Here is a 20,372-nt window from a genome sequence, read left to right as displayed (position 1 = left end):
TAACAGCCGCGCTCCGCATCCATGCTCCGCTTGCGCCGGAACTGTGGCGCGCAGACCCAGCATGAAGGTTTAAATGTCCAGTTATTTAGAGAACGGTATACTAGTATGCGGTGGGACAAAACTCTGCTGTCAACTAAGCTTTTTTAGTATATTGCGGGCGGCGTAGATGCCGCTGGCTGCGGATTGGGACAGGGAGCGTGTAATTCCCGCACCGTCGCCGATCGCATAAAAATTCGGATATTTCGTTTCAAGTTGCTTATTTAGATGTGGTCTGGCGGAATAGAATTTCACTTCAACGCCGTACAGTAGCGTATCGTAATTTGCCGTGCCAGGTGCAATTTTATCCAGTTTATAGATCATTTCAATAATATTATCAAGATGGCGTTTGGGGAGGGCTAGACCGAGATCGCCGGCGTTCGCGGATTGCAAAGTGGGTTTGGTGAATGATTTCATCATTCTTTTTTCATTTGTCCGCCGGCCTTTTACCAGGTCACCAAAGCGCTGAACAATGACACCTTCGCCAAGCATGTTGGAAAGCGTGGCGATATATTTACCGTATTTTAAAGGCTCGTTGAACGGCGATGTAAATTTATTGCAGACTAGCAACGCAAAATTTGTATTGCTGCTGTTCAGTTTATCGTCGGAATAACTGTGGCCGTTTACGGTAAGTACGCCAACGGTATTTTCTGTGACAACATGTCCGCGTGGATTCATGCAGAAGGTTTTGACCAGGTCATTGTATTTCCGGGTGTAGTAATGCAGCTTGGCCTCGTAGACTTCATCGGTGATTTGACTAAACACTTCGTAAGGAAGCTCGACTCTGACGCCGAGATCAATTTGGTTGTTTGTCATTGGGATACTCATCTTCCTGCATAGTGAAGTAAACCACTCGCTTCCAACCCGGCCAACCGCGCAGACCAGACAGTCACAGGAATATTCACCACTGGCTGCGGACAGAATATACCTGTCTTGATCCTGGGAGATATCGGTGATTTCTGTCTTATGTCTGATTTCAATTTTTTCTTTCAAAAAGTTGAAGATATTGGCCATAATTTTAAGATTATTCTCAGTGCCGAGGTGTTTGACTTCGGCCTGGAGAAGATGAAGGTCATTTTGGAGTGCAATTTTCCCGATTTCGCGCGCTTTGGGAGTCTGAGTACTGAAACGTTTGGTCGTTGCGCCAAAGTTAACGAGAATGGAATCCATATACTCTATCAGATCCATGACATGGTCATTGGAAACATACTCATTCAGCCAGCCACCAAATTCGGTGGTAAAATTATATTTTCCATCAGAAAAGGAACCGCACCCTCCGAACCCCTCCATGATCGCACAGGTCGGGCAATTGGCACATTTCGCTGATTTGTTTTCGGTCAGGGGGCATTTTCGGTCGAATATATTGTTTCCTTTTTCAAAAATGCAGATATTAAGCCGAGGGTTGTGTTTGATCAGTTCATAGGCACACATTATGCCGGAAATTCCACCGCCGACAATACCGATATCATAATGTTTCATGATCATAGTCCTCTCATTTCAAATGATTCAACCCATAAAAAAGTATAGCATTTGTCTTTTGGAAAAGGAAGTGAATATCGTTTGCCAAGTCCCGGCATGCTCGTCTACTTTGCTTTTATTCTTTTGATTATCATTGCCATTTCTTTTAAGAAAAAACCGGTAATCATTGCTGCCCTTGGACTTTTGGCAGTAGGCACGCTGGACACCGGCAGCTTCGTTGCGGGGATTCAGGTTGCTTTCCGGGGAGTTCTCCTGACAGCTGCGGATCTGCTTCCGATCATTCTGCTGATTGGATTGGTGGTCGCTATGACCGGTATGCTGAAAGAAACGGAAACGGAAACCATCCTAATCAAACCAATCCTGAAGATTAAAAATGCCGCTTTTTTGTACTGGCTCGCAGGGGCTATGCTTCTTGCCCTAAGTTTATTTTTGTGGCCGACACCTGCAGTTTCCCTGCTAGGGGCTTTGATCCTTCCACTGATTCACCGCAGTCGGATCTCTCCGCTTGGTTTGGCGGTTGGTCTTTGCATTTTTGGCGAAGGAATTGCGCTGGCCGGTGATTACGTAATTCAGGGTGCGCCCGGTCTTACTGCCAGGTCAGCCGGCGTTGCTATGGAGCAGGTCTTATGGCAGTCTCTGCCGCTCGTATGCGGAAGCGGAATCATCGCTTCTTTGATCGGCTTTCGGGTAATGACGGTTCAGCAAAAGAAAAACATTCCTGTGTACAAGTTGGTAGACAACAGGGAACGACTGGACGGCCAGAAGGGGGAGGAGCAGCAAAAGGCGCAAGAACAAGAAGAACAAGAAGAACTTGATGCACTTCCTCCGATAAAGCAAAACCATCAGAGTCAGAAAAGAAAAAGAACGATCCTGGCCCTGACGGCAGCTGCATTTTACTTGCTGGCAGTGATCTGGCTGATCTATGGCAAACTGCGGGGAGACAGTGCCGTAGCGGTTATAGGCGGCGTAACGTTACTTGTCCTGATTCTTGGTACGGTTCTGGCTGATTATAAGACATCGTTTAATACTTTTGGGCGGTATATCCAGACCGGAATGAAGTTTTCGATGGAGGTATTTGCCCCGATCGTTATAATATCAGGTTTCTTCCTTCTCGGGACGCATTCCGGTTACGAAAACGTGCTACTGCACCAAGGAGCGGGTTATCTGGAACAATTGGCCAATAATTTATCTGGTATTGTGGTGCTTAATAAGTATTCCTGTGCCTTGCTGGTGATGCTGACAGCGGTATTGGGGGCAATGAGCGGATCGGGTTTTGCTGCTCTGCCGTTAGCCGGCGGGATTGCAGCAGCTCTTGGACAGGCTGCTGGGATTTCAGCTGTTCCTTTAGCCGTTCTGGGGCAGGTTACGGCGATCTGGACAGACGCTGCAGTGATTCCATGGGGATTTCCGGCTATTGTTAGTGCGGTCACGCAAACAGATGCCGCACAGATTGTCCGGTTGAACGTGCTGCCCTGGCTGGCCACACTTTGCTTCAGCCTCATATGGACCTTATTCAATTATTGAAGCAACAAGGTTGCAGTTGTATTTTATTCGATAAAGAAGGAGAATTTTGTATGATTGTAGAACTACATTGAGAACAATGATAGTCATTTTTAATAGGCGGGAGGATATCGGAAAATGAAGTCTTCGGCAGAAATTCGGGGTTTGAAAATCATCAACATTAATGAAGGAAAGCAAATCAGCACTGTCAAAGACATCATCATTAATTCTGAGGATGGGAGTTTGGCTTTCTTTGTCATCGACCAGCCGTCAGATTATTTTGGTGCAAGATTAATCGCTTACGCCGATATCCTGGGGCTAGGGGATTATGCATTAATTATCAATGATAGCACCGTTGTTCAGGATGTTGCGCATAACGACCTTGCCGTGGAACTCTTGAAAAAAGATGTTAAGGTCGTTGGTTCTCAGGTTCTAACGACCCGGGGGTGCTTGATAGGTCAGGTCAAGGAAATATTGTTCGATGAAAAAAACGGAAAGATTTCGGCCTGTGAGGTCGTTGATCCGCAAGGGAAATGCAGCGAATTTAAATGTGATCACGTGATCACGTACGGCAAGGAGATCATTTTAATTGATGACAATCCTTCTGCAGGAAAACAAGTCAAAGAACAGATTAAGCCGGAACGGAACAAGGCTTTAGAGTCACCCGAGTCATCAAGCGGTAAGGAGAGCTCAGCCTTGAGTGAAAAAGAGCTTCTGAAGAAGAAAATTGAACAATTTGGCAAGAGTGAAAGTTTACTAAAAACCGCTGAAAATAATGAGACAATCATATATCCGGAGGATTTTAATGTCTTTGAGCAGCGGCAGCTTCAGTTTCTGCTCGGAAAAACGCTGAATAATGACATTCAGCTTGAGAATGGTACAGTACTAAAAGCAGGAGAGCAAATTACGGGTGAGAATCTGTCCGGGGTAAAAAATCGCAGCACGTTAATGCAGTTGACGGCTCATGTTGTAAAATAGGGTGGAAATAAAAATGAATGCTACAAATTATGCACTGATTTGCGCCGTGCTCTTAACGGTCATATTCTGCTCTGCCGGGATATATCTGCTTGTGCTGCTGCGTTCAGCACGCCGGACTATGCAAGCAATGGACAGTGCATTAAACACAGTCCGGGATGCTGTTGCCAAAGCTGAAGTATTTATCGGGGAGGTGCAGGAAACCTTAAACGTTATTAATGCGAAATTGCCTGAGATGGTGGAAGATCTGGCCGCTTCTGCAGCCAATATCAAATTGGTTAGTGAAACGGCCAGAGTTCAGCTTATCGATGAAAAGAAACCGGGGCAGCAAAAAAAACGGGCAGACTTATGTTCAAAGGGTATTCATTCTGGAAAAAGCTAAAGAAGCACTAATGCTTAAGATATCATTTTATTTCGGAAGACTAGGAAGGGCTAGTAAATGTCGGACAGCAGTCTTTCAAAGGACAGGCCGGGCATTCCGGCTTCCGAGCATGGCAAAGTCTACGGCCGTGAAAAATCAAACGGTGGTGGGTATCAATCCATAGTTCCTTGGGGATAAGAGCAGTAAGCTCTTTTTCTACTTTAGAAGGGTCTTTTTCCAGGGACAGGCCGAGCCGATTGGCAACCCTCAGTACGTGGGTATCCACAGGCAAAGCGGGAATGCCATAGGCATTTGCTAAGACCACTCCGGCCGTTTTACGGCCAACCCCCGGCATTTTTACGAGGTCATCCAGATTAGCGGGGACATCTCCGTGATATTTTTCAATAAGCAGCTGACAGGTTTGCAAAATATTTTTGGCTTTGGTACGGAAGAGCCCGATCGGGTGAATGATTTCTTCGAACTTGCGGGGAGTGATCTCCAACATTTTTTGGGGAGTAGGGCAGCGTTCGAAAAGAACAGCTGTTACTTTGTTGACCTTTTGATCTGTTGTCTGGGCACTGAGAATCGTTGCGACAAGGAGCTCAAAGGGGTTGCGGAAATTCAGCTCACAGTGCGCTTCTGGATAGGTTTGTTCTAAAATACAAAGAATGCGGTTCATTTTACAATCACTCATCATAAGCCTGCTGGGTTCCATTATTTTCTCCTTGGATGATATGTTATGGCTATTCACTATAGATACTTCCTCCGATAAATTCCCGGAGAATTGAATTTAAGGGGATATTGGATGTGTCCATGGGTTCGAAAAACGACAGAAGGTTCAGCAGACGAATTGCAGTATCGTAAAACATATCTGTTTCTTGAATTTTTTTAAGAAGGGGTTCGGCAAAGGGACGCAAAGCGTTCATTTCAAAGAGCAGGCTGGAATTAAACATGACATCGGCTTCCTCTTGGTATCTGAAAACACTGGTATTTTCACCGCGTCTTACGCTTGGCCACTGGTTTAGGGTCCGCTCCGGACTAAAGCCTCTGAATTTATCGTCGCGTACGATTCGTCTGATCAGTCTCGCTTCAGTTGTCGGGACACGGTTATGGCGGTCAATATTCAGCAGGAAAAGCGCACTGATATAGACTTTAAAGAAGGAGTTACTGTTAATGGTGAGCAAACTTGGGTTCAGCGCATGGATGCCTTCGACCAGCAGGATATTGTCTGCACCGAGGCGGATATGATTTCCGTCCAGATTTCTTTTCCCGGTGAAAAAATTGAATAGGGGCGTCTGAATCGTTTCTCCCCTAATAAGTTTCTCCATGTGTTCATTGAGTAATTGAAGGTCAAGGGAATAAAGTGAATCAAAATCGGGCTGTCCGGAAGAATCACGCGGAATGCTTTCCCGGTTCAGGTAATAGTTGTCCAGAGATAAGGAAATCGGTTTCAGGCCATTAACGATCAGCTGAGTTGAGAGACGTTGGGTAAAGGTCGTCTTGCCTGATGAGGATGGGCCTGAAATGAGAACAATCCGGACATTTTTATTTTCACTGGTTATTTTATCGGCAATATCAGCAATCTTTTTCTCCTGGAGAGCTTCGGCGATATTGATGAGATCGATGGAGCGGCCGTTTTTGATAGACGAATTCACGTCCTTGGTTTCAGCGAGATCCTGGATTTCCAGCCAACGCTGAGTTTCCGTATAGGTTGCTGAAAGTTTCTTCGGAAGAATATAGTTTCCTAAATTTCCGGAGTCATCAGAAAAATCCAGGATAAATCCAGGCTGAAATGGTATGAGCTGAAAATCCTTGATGGCAGAAGTATCCTCGAAGGCGGAATAAATTGATTTTATGATGGCTTCATCCAATTTGTAGATATGAAAATTCTCTTCTTTCCCCAAAAATTCAATGCAGTTTTTATTATAAGCCCAGCTCTTTAACGCTGTTTCAATCTGTCTGACCTCTCTGGGAGAAACCAGGGAGCCGGAAAATTCGCAATAAACGCCGTCAAGGATGGAATAAGGAATCTTCAGCATTTCTTCGGGGAACAATTCCTGGATCACCTTGATTAAGCCAAGCAGTAAAGTCTGTCTGTATTTGCGGATTAAATTTTCCTTCATCGTATCTTGCCTTTCTTTTGGTTTTCAGCTTAGAAATGCCCAAGTTACATGAGTCATTTTATCCAGCGCACCAGCCGCTTATCCAATATATTCTTGGTCAGACGTAAAATACCTTGTATCCAACCCAAATTAATACAGGATAATGCTTGATAGTTCAGCAGGATTCTATTATAGTTATATTGTTTTTACGTGCCTTTTCATATAAAATCAAGTAAAATATCAATCATTGGATAATTTAAAATATTGCATAGTGATTATTGGAGGAGAAAAAATGTATCTTAGTACCCGCGGCAACCTCGATGCCCAAACCGCTGCCCAGGCGATTGCTCTAGGAATGGTACCTCAGGGAGGCCTGTTTGTTCCTCAGGAGATCCCCTGTGTGGATTGGAAGCAATATGTAAACGCTAGTTATGCCGAGCTTGCGCTGCAAATCATGAAGCTGTATTGTGGAGATCTACCGGCAGGGACGCTGGAAGAGGCAATAAAAATATATGGAGATGGACGTTTTGATACGTCAAACCCCGCACCACTTGTTGAAGTCGGTGGCTGCGGGATGCTAGAACTCTGGCACGGGCCGACCGCTGCTTTTAAGGATATGGCCCTGCAAGTGCTGCCTTATCTGCTTACTGCAAGTATTAAAGAACTAGGACTTAATGTGGAGGTCCTGATCCTTACTGCGACTTCCGGAGATACCGGCAAAGCAGCCCTGGAAGGTTTCAAGGATGTACCGGGTACCCGAATTGTGGTTTTCTATCCCGACGGCGGTGTCAGCGCAGTCCAGGAAAGCCAGATGATCACGACAGGCGGTGAAAATACTTTTGTTTCAGCGGTGAATGGTAATTTCGATGAGTGCCAGACTGCAGTAAAAAAGATTTTCTCATCTGAAGAACTGCGACAAAAACTGAAAGCCAACCACATGGTATTCTCCTCGGCAAACTCAATCAATTGGGGAAGACTGTTACCGCAGATCGTTTATTATTTCTGGGCTTATCTTGAGGCGGTAAGACTCGGAAAAACAGCCCCAGGAGAGAAGATCAACATCGTGGTGCCCACAGGCAATTTTGGTAACATTCTGGCTGCCTACTATGCCAAAAGAATGGGACTGCCGCTGGGCAAGCTGATTTGTGCTTCAAATAAAAATAATGTGCTTACGGATTTCTTTACGACCGGAGCCTATGAGATCAACCGGCCGTTTTATCTGACTTCGTCCCCTTCAATGGATATTCTTATTTCCAGTAATTTTGAGCGCTTTTTGTTTGAAGTATCCGGAAGGGATGCGAGCAAGATCAGTAATTGGTTTCAACGTCTCTCCAGCGAAGGAAAGTTCAGTGTGGATCCGGATACTTTGACTGCATGCAGGGAGAATATGACCGCTGGCTGGACGGATGAAGAGGGTGTTTTTGAAATCATCAAAAAAGTATATGAAGAGGACAACTATCTGCTGGATCCTCATACGGCTGTCGCGATGAAGGTTTACAACGATTATCGAGAAAACAGCGGGGATAGAACGTTTACAGTACTGACTTCAACAGCGAGTCCTTTCAAGTTTGCTCAAAGCGTGCTGACAGCAATTGCCGGTGACAGGTATAGAGAATATGGCCCCTGGGAAGCATTGACCAGGCTCAGCACTTTGACAGGCTGGAATATCCCTTCTGGGCTGCAGGGTTTAAGAGAGAAGCCTGCCCAGGAGGTATTCCGGTGCAAGCCTGAGGGAATTACCGCTTATCTGGAAAAGAAGTTTCTTAAGGACTAGTACCTATTTTGAACATATTTGGATTAGCACTTGCATTTGAAAATATCATCAAGTAAAATAATTAATTGGAAGGACGGGGAACCTTCCTGGGAGAAAAGGTGGACGAGGTGGCAGAAACAGGCAGTGGAACGTACGCTGTCTGTTTCACTTATTAATCTATAAGCTGGAATGAATGATCAGATAAGAGACAATATGATTAAAGATGCTACACTAAAGATAATAAAGAATCTGGAGATACCGGCGAAGGCCGGTATTTTGCGTTTAACCCTTTAATATTGGCAATTGACTCCAAAGCAGACGATTTGGGCAGCCGGTTGTGATATGATGAAAAAAAATTATTGTTGGGTCGGTAAGGAGGAAAAAAGAGATGTCCAAAGAGATTACCCTAAGTTCAGAAAATAAACACGTCTTTCAGAGTTCAGCGGAATTCAGGAAAGATGCCCTCATTTCCGACCCGGGCATTTATCAAAAGGCAGAAGACAGATTGGCTTTTTGGGAAGAGAGGGCTTCAACGCTTAGTTGGTTCAAAAAATGGGATACTGTTCTGGAGTGGAATCCGCCATTTGCCAAATGGTTTAACGGCGGCAAGCTCAATGCGTCCTACAATTGTTTGGATCGGCATTTGGCCGGGCCCCGGGCGGATAAAAATGCCATTGTATTTGAGGGCGAAAATGGTGATACTGAATTGCTCACCTATAAGGAATTGCATCATGAAGTCAGCAAATTTGCGGGGGTACTTCGCTCTCTGGGTGTGAAAAAGGGGGATGTTGTCACCATTTATATGCCAATGATTCCGGAAGCAGTTATTGCCATGCTAGCCTGCTCCAGAATCGGAGCGCCCCACAGTGTGGTTTTTGGTGGATTCAGCGCTGAGGCCATTCGGGACAGAATCAATGATGCTAAATCCAAGATTGTGATTACGGCTGATGCCGGCTATCGCCGCGGAAAGGTTCTTCCGTTGAAAGAAAATGTCGATGAGGCATTGAAAGGTGTCGCGGAAATTGATAAAGTCGTCGTGGTCAGACGGGTAGGCATTGATAACGCCGTACAGGGAGAGCGAGATGTCTGGTACCATGAGCTGATGAAGGATGCTGCTGCAGATTGTCCGGCTGAAGAAATGGATGCGGAAGATATTCTGTTTATCCTATATACGAGTGGTACGACCGGAAAGCCTAAAGGGGTCGTGCATACAACCGGAGGTTATCTGACAGGGGTTTCGACGACCCATCAGTATGTTTTTGATCTAAAGGAAAACGATATTTACTGGTGTACGGCGGATGTTGGCTGGATCACAGGGCACAGTTATTTGGTATATGGCCCGCTGGCCAACGGAGCAACGGTGTTCCTCTTTGAAGGAACGCCTGACTACCCTGCGAAGGACAGATACTGGGAACTGATTGAAAAGTACGGGGTAACCATTCTGTATACTGCACCTACTGCTATCAGGACGTTTATGAAATGGGGAGAAAGCTATCCCCAGAATAGAAACCTGACCAGCCTTAGGCTCCTCGGGACAGTTGGAGAACCGATCAATCCTGAAGCTTGGTTATGGTATCACAAGTATATCGGTGGAGAAAGATGCCCGATCGTCGATACCTGGTGGCAGACGGAAACGGGAATGATTATGATTTCAGCTCTGCCAGGAGTAACCGATATGAAGCCTGGTTCCTGTTCTGTGCCTTTACCGGGAGTCAAAGCCGAAATATTGAACAGATCCGGACAGTCGGTTCAAAACGGAGAGGTTGGATTCGTTGCGATCACGGAACCATGGCCGGCAATGCTCAGAACGGTTTATGGTGATGACAAGCGATATAAGGACACCTACTGGGGCACATGGCCAGACCGATACTTTGCCGGGGACGGGGCCAAAGTCGATGAAGACGGTTATTTCTGGATTATTGGCAGAGTCGATGATGTCATCAATGTTTCCGGGCATCGAATCGGTACAGCTGAAGTTGAAAGTGCCCTTGTTGAGCATCCGGCTGTGGCTGAGGCAGCCTGCATCGGTAAAAGCCATGAAGTGAAAGGGCAGGCAATCGCAGCTTTCGTCACCCTCCGTGAAGGGGTGGCGTCAGGGGAAGACCTGGTTAATGAACTTAAGAATCATGTTGCCGCCAAAATCGGAGCAATAGCCAGACCTGATGAAATCCATCTTACGGAAGAATTGCCGAAAACTCGCAGCGGAAAAATTATTCGCAGAATTTTGAGGGACATCGCTGAAGGGCGGTCAATCGGCGATACAACGACGCTGGCCGATGCCTCAGCAGTCGAAGCGCTGCAGCAGATTGGGAAGTAGTAAGAGAGCAGGTATTAAAATTAAGCATTACGAGCAGGTACAAATGTTCCGGCTAAAATAAGCAAGAGCACTGCTGCTGTCATAAACAGTCAGAAGTGCTCTTTGCTTTGTATGCCTTATGAACAATCAATTGCTTTCTTAATTGGACTGTTGCTTGTCATGTCATAGATCTCTGTTTCCTGATATACAACATTATTTTAGGACTGTCATTTGCATAATAATTTCGAAAAGCAGGAATGATTAATATCAGCATTCTCTTTAGTAAAGGAGCACGTTTTATGGCTGTAAAATTTATTCCGATGGTCTATACATTTATTTTTGCATTAATTATGTTTGCAGTTGTTCCAAGAGCAGAAATTCGGAGATTATCGATCTATGCAATCATATTTGGAGCTATATTTGATGTTATTGCAGCGACCATTGGTTATTTAACCGGAATGTTCGGGTATATCGATTACCAGGAGTTCGGGGTAATGGCTTTGCATTTTTTTGCTCCGATTTCCTGGGCAATATATTATGTTTTATACTTCTACTTTTTGCCTGAGAAAAATATTTATCGCTATATTTATGTTTTATCCGGGATATTATATAGTGTGATGTTTTCTCAAGTAATCGGAAAACTGGGCATTTTAAGACCGGGCGAACTGCTGATCTATCCCATCGCTCTTTTTTGCATCTGGTTTCCATTGGCTACTTGGGGCTATTTAAAACTTGCTGACCGGGATAAAAAACGAAGTGCTGAAGTAAAAGACACTTGATTCTAAATTCAACCTTATTATTGAGATTAAAAATATATATCAAATAAATAGATGTATATAAACCGTGGGAAATTTAAAGTATAATGAAGCTAATGAGATGAGTCATAGTAGTACCATGCCAGCCCTAAATCTTATATTATTATTTTAGGGGCTGACATGGTATTCGTATGGGAGTTGGAGATAGTGGGACTGGAGATCGAACGCAAGTATCTTGTTCATCAGCATCTTCTGCCGGAACTGAAGGAAGGGGAACGGATGATTCAGGGTTATCTTTCGGAGAAACCATCGGTCAGATTCAGAATCAAGGGGAATAAAATGGTGTTGACAATCAAGGATTATTATACGAAAAACAGGCGGTTTGAGTTGGACACTCCGGCCAAGGAAGTAACGGAGGAAGAAGTTCGGAAGCTTATGTCCCTGGCAATAAGCCCGCCGATCATTAAGACGAGATATACAGTGAAAAGCCGTCAGGGGTTAATCTGGGAGATTGATGTTTATGAGGAGGAGAATACCGGATTGATTACTGTGGATGTAGAAATTCCGCAGGAAGACTATCCGCTTGAATTTCCGGAATGGGTTGTCGGTGATCGTGAAATAACCGGCGAGAAGCGCTATACGAATCTTAATCTTGGCAGGAAGCCTTATGCAACGTGGGCAGATTTAGCCGAATAATAAGACATGGGGCTGTAACAACTTTGTTCCCAACGAAAGGCGTCATTATACAACTGGCGACAACTGGCGTCTTTTCGGCCTGATATAAACGAGAAATATATACTTTATCCCTAAGAATATCGGTCAGATGAAGACCAGAGATTGGGCTATGCAATGTATAACTGGTGTAAGCGGAGCATGGAGTGCGCAGCGCGGCTGTTTGCGCCAAGGAGGGCGCAATCTGCCGAAAACGGCTTATACATTGCATAGCCTTACCTTGCGAGCGTAGGACCATCTGATTTTGCTTATTCGGCTTAGATGACAAAACGTTTTACGATATCATTCAGGTTTTGCACCAAAAAATTAGGCACCAAAAAAATTAAGTTATAATTTGCTTCAGCAAATTAGTAATTTTTTCTTTTACTGTGTATAATATTTGGAAGATCAATTTTATGGAGGGATCAGTTTGTCAGAAACCTTACGTTCAAGGGAAGAAATCCCACAGGAATATAAATGGAGACTCGAAGATATTTTTGCCAGTGATCAGGACTGGGAGACAATGTTTAGCGAAACAGAAAAAATGATCGGACTTTCCGCAAAATATCAGGGACAACTCGCCGGCGGTGCGGACATTTTTGTCGAATGTATGGAATGGGCGGACCGTTTCAGCCTGAATCTGGAAGACCTGTTCACGTACGCCCGGATGAGAAGGGATGAAGATAACCGGATCTCCCGTTACCAGGGGATGACAGACAGGGCGACAATGCTTTCGGTACAGGCTGGAAGTGCCTTGTCATTTATTGTTCCAGAAATCCTAGCCATTCCGGATGAACGCTTAAGTGAGATCCGTTCGGACGTGAGACTGCAGGTTTATCATCATTACCTGGAAAATATCCTGAGACAAAAACAGCATGTCTTAAGCCTGGCTGAGGAAAAGATCCTGGCTGAAACCGGCGAACTGGCTTCAGCCCCAAGCACGATTTTCAGTATGGCTAACGATGCGGATCTGAAAATTGGCCCGATCGAAGATGAAGAAGGCCGGGAAATTGAGCTGACCAAGGGGAATTTTATCCGGTATATGGAAAGCAAAGACCGTAGGGTCAGACAGGATGCGTTTACGACGCTTTATGCGGCTTACGGCAAACAAATCAATTCCTGGGCGGCAATGCTCGGAGCGAGTGTCAAGGCCGATGTTTTTTATGCAAGGGTCAGACACTATGATTCTGCGATTCAAAGTGCTCTTGACGACGACAAAGTGCCGCTTCCCGTTTATGACGCGCTGATACAGACAGTTCATGATTATTTGCCGCAGTTTCAACGGTATATTCAGCTGCGCAAAAAAGTCCTCGGCGTTGCTGAGCTGCATATGTATGATATTTATGTTCCTTTTGTCCCTGAAATGGATGCGCATATTCCGTTTGAGGAAGCGAAGTCCATTGTACGCGAAGGGCTGAAACCTTTGGGAGAAGAGTATCTGGAGATTCTGGACGAAGGGTTCCGTTCCGGTTGGATTGATATCTATGAAAACATCGGCAAAACAAGCGGAGGCTACTCCTGGGGCACGTACAGCTCCCATCCTTATGTTTTGCTGAATCATCAGAATACGCTGGATTCCTTGTTTACCCTGGCCCATGAAATGGGGCATTCCCTGCACACGTATTTATCGAATAAAAACCAGACCCATCTTTATGCAGGATATAAAATATTTGTGGCCGAGGTTGCTTCCACACTGAATGAATCACTGGTAATGCGTCATATGATCAATGCCTCAAGTGACAATAAAATGAAGGCCTATCTGATCAATCATTATCTGGAACAATTCAGGGGGACCGTGTTCAGGCAGACCATGTTTGCAGAGTTTGAAAAGGAAATCCATGCTGCAGCCGAACGGAATGAATCCCTCACGGCAGACTACCTGTCCAAAATTTACCGGGACCTGAACCTGAAATATTTTGGGCCCGACATTGTCTTGGATGAACAGATCAATATAGAATGGACACGCATCCCGCATTTTTATAATGCTTTCTATGTTTATAAATATGCGACAGGATTTTCAGCAGCGACGGCTCTCGCTCAGCAAATCGTGCGGGAAGGGGAACCTGCTGTACAGCGGTATCTGGCTTTTTTGTCCAGCGGAGGCTCAGATTATCCGATCGAACTTCTGCGCCAAGCCGGAGTCGATATGGAAAAACCTGAACCGGTCAAGCAGGCGCTGGATGTTTTCGTGGAGCTGCTCGATCAGCTGGAAAAACTTGTTGGCGAATAATGGAGGTAAAAAAAGTGGGTAGTCCATGCAGCAGTTGTTCAACAGCTTCAACCTGCTCCGGTAGCTGCTCCTCAGTTCCGGAACTTACTGAAGCTCAAAAATTAAGCAATATTAAAAACGTCGTTGCAGTCATGAGCGGCAAGGGAGGAGTCGGCAAATCCTCTATAACGAGCATGCTTGCTGTAAGCCTGATGCGTCAAGGTTATAAAGTTGGCATTCTTGATGCGGATATAACAGGACCCAGCATTCCGAAGATTTTTGGTCTCAAAGACAAAGCAAGTGCCGCTGAAAAGGGGATTATGCCGCTCAAATCCATGAGTGGCATCAAGATTGTTTCTCTGAATCTTATGCTCGAAAATGAGGATGATCCTGTGATTTGGAGAGGTCCGGTCATTTCCCAACTGGTGAAACAATTCTGGACGGATGTGATCTGGGGAGAACTTGATTACCTGCTGATCGACCTGCCTCCGGGAACCGGCGATGTACCGATCTCCGTATTGCAGTCTATTCCGGTGGATGGTTTGGTTATTGTCACAAGTCCTCAACAGCTTGCTAACATGGTTGTCCGCAAAGCTATAAAAATGGCCACCATGTATAAAGCTACTTTTTATGGACTTGTTGAAAATATGGCTTATATTGAATGCCCGGACTGCAACAAGCGCATTGAGATATTCGGCAAACCGGCTGGAGAGAAGGAAGCTGCGGTGAATGAAATCCCTTATCTCGGCCAATTGCCGATTGATCCAAGACTGACGGCGCTTTCCGATGCCGGGCAAGTTGAAGAATATCAGTCGGCGCTGTTTGATGTGATCGCTCAAAAAATTGCTGCCCGCAGCAAGGGGAATGAAACAGTCTGACTTTTGGACGGATTACGTGTATAATAAAGCGGAGGAGTGCTAAGATGAAAGAAGTTTCTACCATTCGAGATATTAGGCTGGCTACTGACGGACAGCGAAAAATAGACTGGGTAAAACAGTACATGCCGGTGTTGAATTCACTTCGGGATCAATATATTCAAGAGCGCCCATTTGCAGGAAAAAAAATTGTCATCTGCCTTCATTTGGAAGCGAAAACCGCGTATCTGGCCTTGACAATTCAGGCGGGAGGCGGGGAAGTTGCTGTAGTCGCCAGTAATCCACTCTCTACGCAGGATGATGTCGTAGCGGCTCTGGTCGAAAACGGCATCAGGGCTCATGCCTGGCACGGTGCGACAGATGAAGAGTATAAAGCGCATATTAACAAGGCCCTTGATTTTGGGCCTGATTATATCATTGATGACGGTGGGGATCTCGTTTCAACAATCCATACCTGCCGGCGGGAACTGATTGGCCAGGTTAGAGGCGGAGCAGAGGAGACCACAACAGGCATTCTCAGATTAAAAGCCATGTCCAGAGAAGGCAAGCTTGAGTTTCCGATGATGGCCGTCAATGATGCCAGAAGCAAGTATTTATTTGACAACCGATACGGAACGGGTCAATCCGTCTGGGATGCAATCCTGCGGACAACTAATCTGGTCGTCGCAGGAAAGACGGTTTGTATCGTTGGTTATGGCTGGTGCGGCAAAGGTGTAGCGTTAAGAGCCAGAGGGCTTGGGGCAAAAATCATTATCTGTGAAGTTGACCCGGTAAAAGCCAATGAGGCCTGGATGGACGGATACGAAGTCATGACGATGAAGGAAGCCGCTTCTATGGCAGATTACTTTATTACTGTGACTGGCAATAAAGATATCATTACCAAAGATCATTTTGCAGGGATGAAGAATGGTGCAATCCTGGCGAACGCCGGCCATTTTGATGTGGAAATCTCCAAGCAGGATCTGAATTTTTTGGCTGTCTCCAAAAGAAAGGTCCGCCCCAATATTGAAGAATTTACCTTTGAAGACGGGAGAAAAATCTTCTTACTCGCTGAAGGCAGACTGGTGAATTTAGCCGCCGGAGACGGCCATCCGGTGGAAGTAATGGATATGTCTTTTGCACTACAGGCGCTGGCCCTCGAATATCTCGTAAAAAACCAGGGGCTTGAGAACAAAGTTTTTAATGTTCCGGAACAACTGGACAACAGGGTCGCGTTGATGAAACTTCATTCACTCGGGCTGCAAATTGACAGCCTGACATCAGATCAGGCGGAATACCTAGCAGGGTGGGTAAATGAATAAAGAGGAATGGATCAACATTACCCGTATTATCCAGACTTCTGAAGGGGAGCTGCTAATATCCGGAGTGACATCTCCGGATATCTTGGAAAAGCTTGAGATTGACCAGCAATTAAAAGCTTTCCGTCCGGCTGCCAAACAAAAAAAAGCCATTGTTGAGATCAGTTGCCTTCCACAGGGAAAAGTTGTCTCAGCCCAAATCAATGGGAAACTGGTTGGTTATATTACGTTTCATCCGCCGGACGAATTTGAACGATGGTCATCCGGACCAGACAACGTTCTGGAGCTTGGAGCCATTGAGGTATCCCCGCGCTACCGCAATTATGGGGTAGGCTGCAGGATGCTGGAAGTTGCTTTTGGTGACAGAAAAATGGAAGACTATATCGTGATTGCAACAGAATATTACTGGCACTGGGATTTGGATGGAACGAGTCTGCCAATCTGGGAATACCGGGAAATGATGCGCCACCTGATGGCGCATACGGATCTGTTTATTAAAGAAACGGACGATGAGGAAATTACATCTCATCCAGCTAATATGCTGATGGTTCGCTATGGGGAAAATATCCCAGAAGAAACAATACATGAGTTTGATAGACTTTTATTTTTAAATCATAAATAATGTGTGTTTTTTGGTTATCAATATAAACTGTTTAGCGTTGAATCTAGCCAAAAACAATGAACTGACGGAAATAGATGAACGTTTAATCAACGAACGTTCGTTTATCTGCGGAATAAATTCGCTTAATAGTACATCGGGCTTTTGCAAAAATTTTATATTATGTATAAAATGATGTGGAAGCTAATAGAAATGAACTAGTGAAAACTAATTATATCTTAGTTTCAGATGTGTAAGGCTCCTTTGGATCATGGAGCGTTATTCTAGTGCATGAAACGGTCATTCGAGGGCGGGCCTAAGAATCCGCTAAGGGCATACCGATGAAGTTCCTGGTGGTGGCTTGGGACGCCCAGTCGTGGGCTGCTGCTGGGAGTTAAGGACAGAGGGGGATCTGCAATGGCATGTGGGCGCTACCCTTTATCCGTGGAGGCCCAGGTACGTGGTTTGAAACATAGCTACGGCTTGGGGATGAACCTGCATTAGGAAGGAACTTAGTGCAGTGTAGCCTGCCTTGAGGTGGAAAAGTTGGAAAGGCGATGATTGGTTAACTGGTGTTGGCAAACATCCGTTATACCTGCCGGAAATTCTTTTCTGCAAAAGAGGCTAGGGTGACCGGGAGTGTTAAGGAAAACTTCTAGAGCGTTTTATTGAGAAGGATTGAAGTGCGGACTAAGTGGCAATCAAGTTCTGAAAAATGGCGACATTTCAGACCAGGAGGAAGGGGAAACCGCCCTTGCAGGAAACCAAAGGGATTCTGGTGGGAAAACCTACTTGACCTAAGCCGCAACATTTACTTCTCCATATCCTACAATCCAATGGACTTACCATCAAAAGTGGTATGTAAGATAAGGTTCTGTGGTGTTGGGATAACCCCCTAAATAAGAGTAACTCCAAACCTATAAGATGCTGTTAATAGTTTTATACTGTTGGCAGTATCTTTTTGTAAATTTAGGGGTTTATATCGTGTCCCGAACCGCTTTTCGGCTATTGGCCATTCATGGCGCTTTAAATAAATATTTAATAATAAAAATATTTTGAAAAACAAAATTTTTCTTGAGTAAAATGTTTTATAAAAGTATAATTAAGAATAAATAAGGATTTTTTAAATTTAAAATGACGATCATCTGGTAGCCGATTTACACTTCTTCTAAGATTATAAAATTTCTTTTAGAAAGTGAGTAAGCATTTTTGCATACACATTTGGCTGTTGAAAAAAGGAATTTAATAAATTCATTAAAAAATAGACTCATATATGAACAATTGCTAAATAAAGTTTCTCTTATTACTCTTGAAGATAGTGATATAGACGATTGCATAAATAAAAGTCTTCAAGTTCTTGGAGAAACTCTATTAGTTAGTCGAGCCTATTTATTAGAACCTTATCAAGAAACAAATATAAATAATAATTTTGTATGGGTTTCGCCCGGTATCGTTCACGAAAAAAATAATCTTCATGATATGTCGGAATGTTTTACACCTTGGTTACTAAATCAAGTGGAAAATAATAAAATAATATGTTTTTCAGACATTGAAGATATTCCCGATGAGATCACAAAAAAAATAATACTTAACCAAAGGATAAAATCTCTTTTTATTATCCCGTTATTTGTTAAAAATATATACTACGGTTGCTTAGGTTTTGATGTATGGGGAAATTATCGTGAATGGCTGGAAGTTGATGTTAATTTTCTCCAGTCTATTGCTAGAATTCTTTGTTCAGCTATTGCAAATGATATGGCCAAAAAAAGCATGAATTTCGAACGTATTCAGTACTGTACTATGTTTGATAACATCAATGCGGGAATTTACGTTTCGGATATAGAAAACTACAAAATACTTTATGCAAATAAATTTATTAAAGATATTTATGGTAGAGAACCGATAGGAGAGTTATGCTATAAGGTCTTGCATAATAAGGATTATCCATGTATTTTTTGTACAAATCAAATTATAAAAGAAACCAAGGACAAACCATATATCTGGGAACATTATAATACTTTTGTAAATAAATATTTTGAAATTACCAATAAGATAATCCGTTGGAGGGACGGCAGGGATGTTCGCTTTGAATATATGTGTGAAATGTCAAAGTATAAGCAAGTGCAAACAGAATTATTAATGGAAAAGGAAGCAATTAAGTCATTGGAAGCAAAACTAAAAAAAACTAATGAGAAATTACAAATCCTTTCACAATCTACAATTACAGCATTAAGTGAACTGTTAGAACAAAAGGACTCATATACGGCTTCTCATCAAACGAATGTTGCTAATTTGTCTTGTGCTATAGCCAAAGAAATGAAATTACCGGAGGAACAAATTAAAGGAATAAAAGTAGCTGCACTACTACATGATATTGGAAAGATAGCTATACCTTTAGATATACTTAATAAACCTCGTAATTTAACAGATAATGAATTCAATTTAATCAAAGAGCATGTTCAGAATGGTTTTGAAGTTATTAAGACCTTAGAATTTTCCTGGCCAATTGCTAAAATAATTTTACAGCATCATGAAAGAATGAATGGCTCTGGGTACCCAAATGGTTTACGAAATAATGAAATACTTATAGAAGCAAAGATATTAGCTGTTGCGGATACGATAGATGCGATGTCTTCTCATAGACCTTATAGACCTGCCCGTGGTTTAGGAGAAGCAATGGCTGAAGTATTAAAACATAGTAATGTTTTATATGATAGTGAGGTAGTCAAAGCTTGTTTGTCAGTACTTATGAAAGAAAATAAAAAAAATAAAGTTATAACTCAAGAAATTTTTCAATATGCCTCTAACCATAGCGAAATTAATAAAATAAATAAAAATATCGTATGTTATAATATCTAAGAACTTAGACCTCAAGAAGATATGTTATTGGACGAAAAAATTCCCCATATTTGACACAGAGCTAAAAAAGGAGTTTTGTTGGGCTGCTGTTACAGCATTCCTGCAAAACTCCGACTCCGAATATGCATTGTTTCTTAGGACTTTTTTTCAGGGGAAGCATCATCGCGATGATCTATACTGTTAGAGACGATCGAACTTGTGCCGACAAAGATGGCGCCCTGGTCGATTTTAAGCTGTTTGGTGATGATGTCCCCACAGAGGTGGGAGGAAGGGCTTAATTCCAATAGGTCTCCGACCTTAATGTTCCCGCAGACAACACCGGTGATCGTTGCAGTGGCAGCAGTAATATTGGCTTTTACTGAGGCAGATTGACCGATGATCAAGTCACCCCCAACTTCAATAGTGCCTTCGAGCTTCCCGTCTATCCGAACATTGCCGACCGATACCAAAGACCCCTTGAGTTCACAGTCTTCAGCAATGTATGTAATATTTGTGTTCGTGCTGATATTACGGATAACCGGTTTTGTGTCGTTTTCTTTCTTACTAAACATTCTTAGCCGCTCCT

16 protein-coding genes are annotated in these 20,372 nt (G+C 43.7%); 12 read left to right on the top strand and 4 right to left on the bottom strand.

Translation table 11 applies throughout. The features are described from left to right. Positions 1-129: 129 nt before the first annotated feature. A complete protein-coding gene (locus C1I38_RS10225; protein ID WP_119774809.1) occupies positions 130-1,521 on the bottom strand; it encodes an FAD-dependent protein in 1,392 nt (463 codons plus the stop codon). A gap of 75 nt (positions 1,522-1,596) precedes the next feature. Here C1I38_RS10225 and C1I38_RS10220 point away from each other — a divergent pair, with 75 nt between their 5' ends. From C1I38_RS10220 to C1I38_RS10210, 3 genes are all read left to right on the top strand, one after another. Further along, a complete protein-coding gene (locus C1I38_RS10220) occupies positions 1,597-3,039 on the top strand; it encodes a hypothetical protein (RefSeq protein ID WP_119774810.1) in 1,443 nt (480 codons plus the stop codon). 114 nt (positions 3,040-3,153) lie between these two features. Beyond that, on the top strand, positions 3,154-3,993 hold the full coding sequence (locus tag C1I38_RS10215; RefSeq protein ID WP_119774811.1) for a PRC-barrel domain-containing protein: 840 nt from the start codon (positions 3,154-3,156) through the stop codon (positions 3,991-3,993). A gap of 13 nt (positions 3,994-4,006) precedes the next feature. Continuing rightward, a complete protein-coding gene (locus C1I38_RS10210) occupies positions 4,007-4,372 on the top strand; it encodes a hypothetical protein (RefSeq protein ID WP_243103642.1) in 366 nt (121 codons plus the stop codon). Positions 4,373-4,412: 40 nt separating this feature from the next. Here the strand turns inward: C1I38_RS10210 and nth are convergent, their stop codons facing one another. Both nth and C1I38_RS10200 read right to left on the bottom strand, forming a co-directional pair. Further along, the gene (gene nth / locus C1I38_RS10205) at positions 4,413-5,066 is read right to left on the bottom strand and encodes an endonuclease III (protein ID WP_119774812.1); all 654 of its coding nucleotides are present in this window, start codon (positions 5,064-5,066) and stop codon (positions 4,413-4,415) included. Between the two features lie 28 nt (positions 5,067-5,094). Continuing rightward, positions 5,095-6,474 carry a nucleoside kinase gene (locus C1I38_RS10200; protein ID WP_119774813.1) on the bottom strand — a complete coding sequence of 460 codons (1,380 nt, stop codon included), beginning with the start codon at positions 6,472-6,474 and terminating at the stop codon, positions 5,095-5,097. 271 nt (positions 6,475-6,745) lie between these two features. Between C1I38_RS10200 and thrC the strand changes: the two genes are divergently transcribed. The 9 genes from thrC to C1I38_RS10155 all read left to right on the top strand — a co-directional run bounded on the left by thrC (position 6,746) and on the right by C1I38_RS10155 (position 19,807). Continuing rightward, positions 6,746-8,227: a threonine synthase gene (thrC, locus tag C1I38_RS10195; protein ID WP_119774814.1), complete on the top strand. Its 1,482-nt coding sequence runs from the start codon at positions 6,746-6,748 to the stop codon at positions 8,225-8,227. A gap of 367 nt (positions 8,228-8,594) precedes the next feature. After that, positions 8,595-10,523: an acetate--CoA ligase gene (gene acs / locus C1I38_RS10190; RefSeq protein WP_119774815.1), complete on the top strand. Its 1,929-nt coding sequence runs from the start codon at positions 8,595-8,597 to the stop codon at positions 10,521-10,523. 278 nt (positions 10,524-10,801) lie between these two features. After that, entirely contained in the window at positions 10,802-11,281 is a 480-nt protein-coding gene (locus C1I38_RS10185) for a hypothetical protein (protein WP_119774816.1), read from the top strand. 156 nt (positions 11,282-11,437) lie between these two features. Beyond that, positions 11,438-11,953, top strand: a complete 516-nt coding sequence (locus C1I38_RS10180; RefSeq protein WP_199698225.1) for an adenylate cyclase — start codon at positions 11,438-11,440, stop codon at positions 11,951-11,953. 445 nt (positions 11,954-12,398) lie between these two features. After that, a complete protein-coding gene (gene pepF / locus C1I38_RS10175) occupies positions 12,399-14,198 on the top strand; it encodes an oligoendopeptidase F (protein WP_119774817.1) in 1,800 nt (599 codons plus the stop codon). 14 nt (positions 14,199-14,212) lie between these two features. Continuing rightward, positions 14,213-15,055, top strand: coding sequence for an Mrp/NBP35 family ATP-binding protein (locus C1I38_RS10170; RefSeq protein ID WP_119774818.1), 843 nt, complete (start codon positions 14,213-14,215; stop codon positions 15,053-15,055). Between the two features lie 44 nt (positions 15,056-15,099). Next, positions 15,100-16,353 (top strand): adenosylhomocysteinase, encoded by a 1,254-nt coding sequence (locus C1I38_RS10165; protein WP_119774819.1) that lies wholly within the window; start codon positions 15,100-15,102, stop codon positions 16,351-16,353. Next, entirely contained in the window at positions 16,346-16,972 is a 627-nt protein-coding gene (locus C1I38_RS10160) for a GNAT family N-acetyltransferase (RefSeq protein ID WP_119774820.1), read from the top strand. The genes C1I38_RS10165 and C1I38_RS10160 overlap by 8 nt, the downstream gene beginning before the upstream one ends. Positions 16,973-18,157: 1,185 nt before the next feature. Next, a complete protein-coding gene (locus C1I38_RS10155; RefSeq protein WP_243109307.1) occupies positions 18,158-19,807 on the top strand; it encodes an HD domain-containing phosphohydrolase in 1,650 nt (549 codons plus the stop codon). 134 nt (positions 19,808-19,941) lie between these two features. Here C1I38_RS10155 and C1I38_RS10150 read toward each other — a convergent pair whose 3' ends face one another. Next, positions 19,942-20,358, bottom strand: a complete 417-nt coding sequence (locus C1I38_RS10150) for a polymer-forming cytoskeletal protein (RefSeq protein WP_119774821.1) — start codon at positions 20,356-20,358, stop codon at positions 19,942-19,944. Positions 20,359-20,372: the final 14 nt, after the last annotated feature.

It is taken from the genome of Dehalobacter sp. 12DCB1 (assembly GCF_004343605.1).
Classification (GTDB): Bacteria; Bacillota; Desulfitobacteriia; order Desulfitobacteriales; family Syntrophobotulaceae; genus Dehalobacter.
Note: the sequence above shows the minus strand (reverse complement) of the source record. Positions and strands in the feature narration are given on the sequence as shown.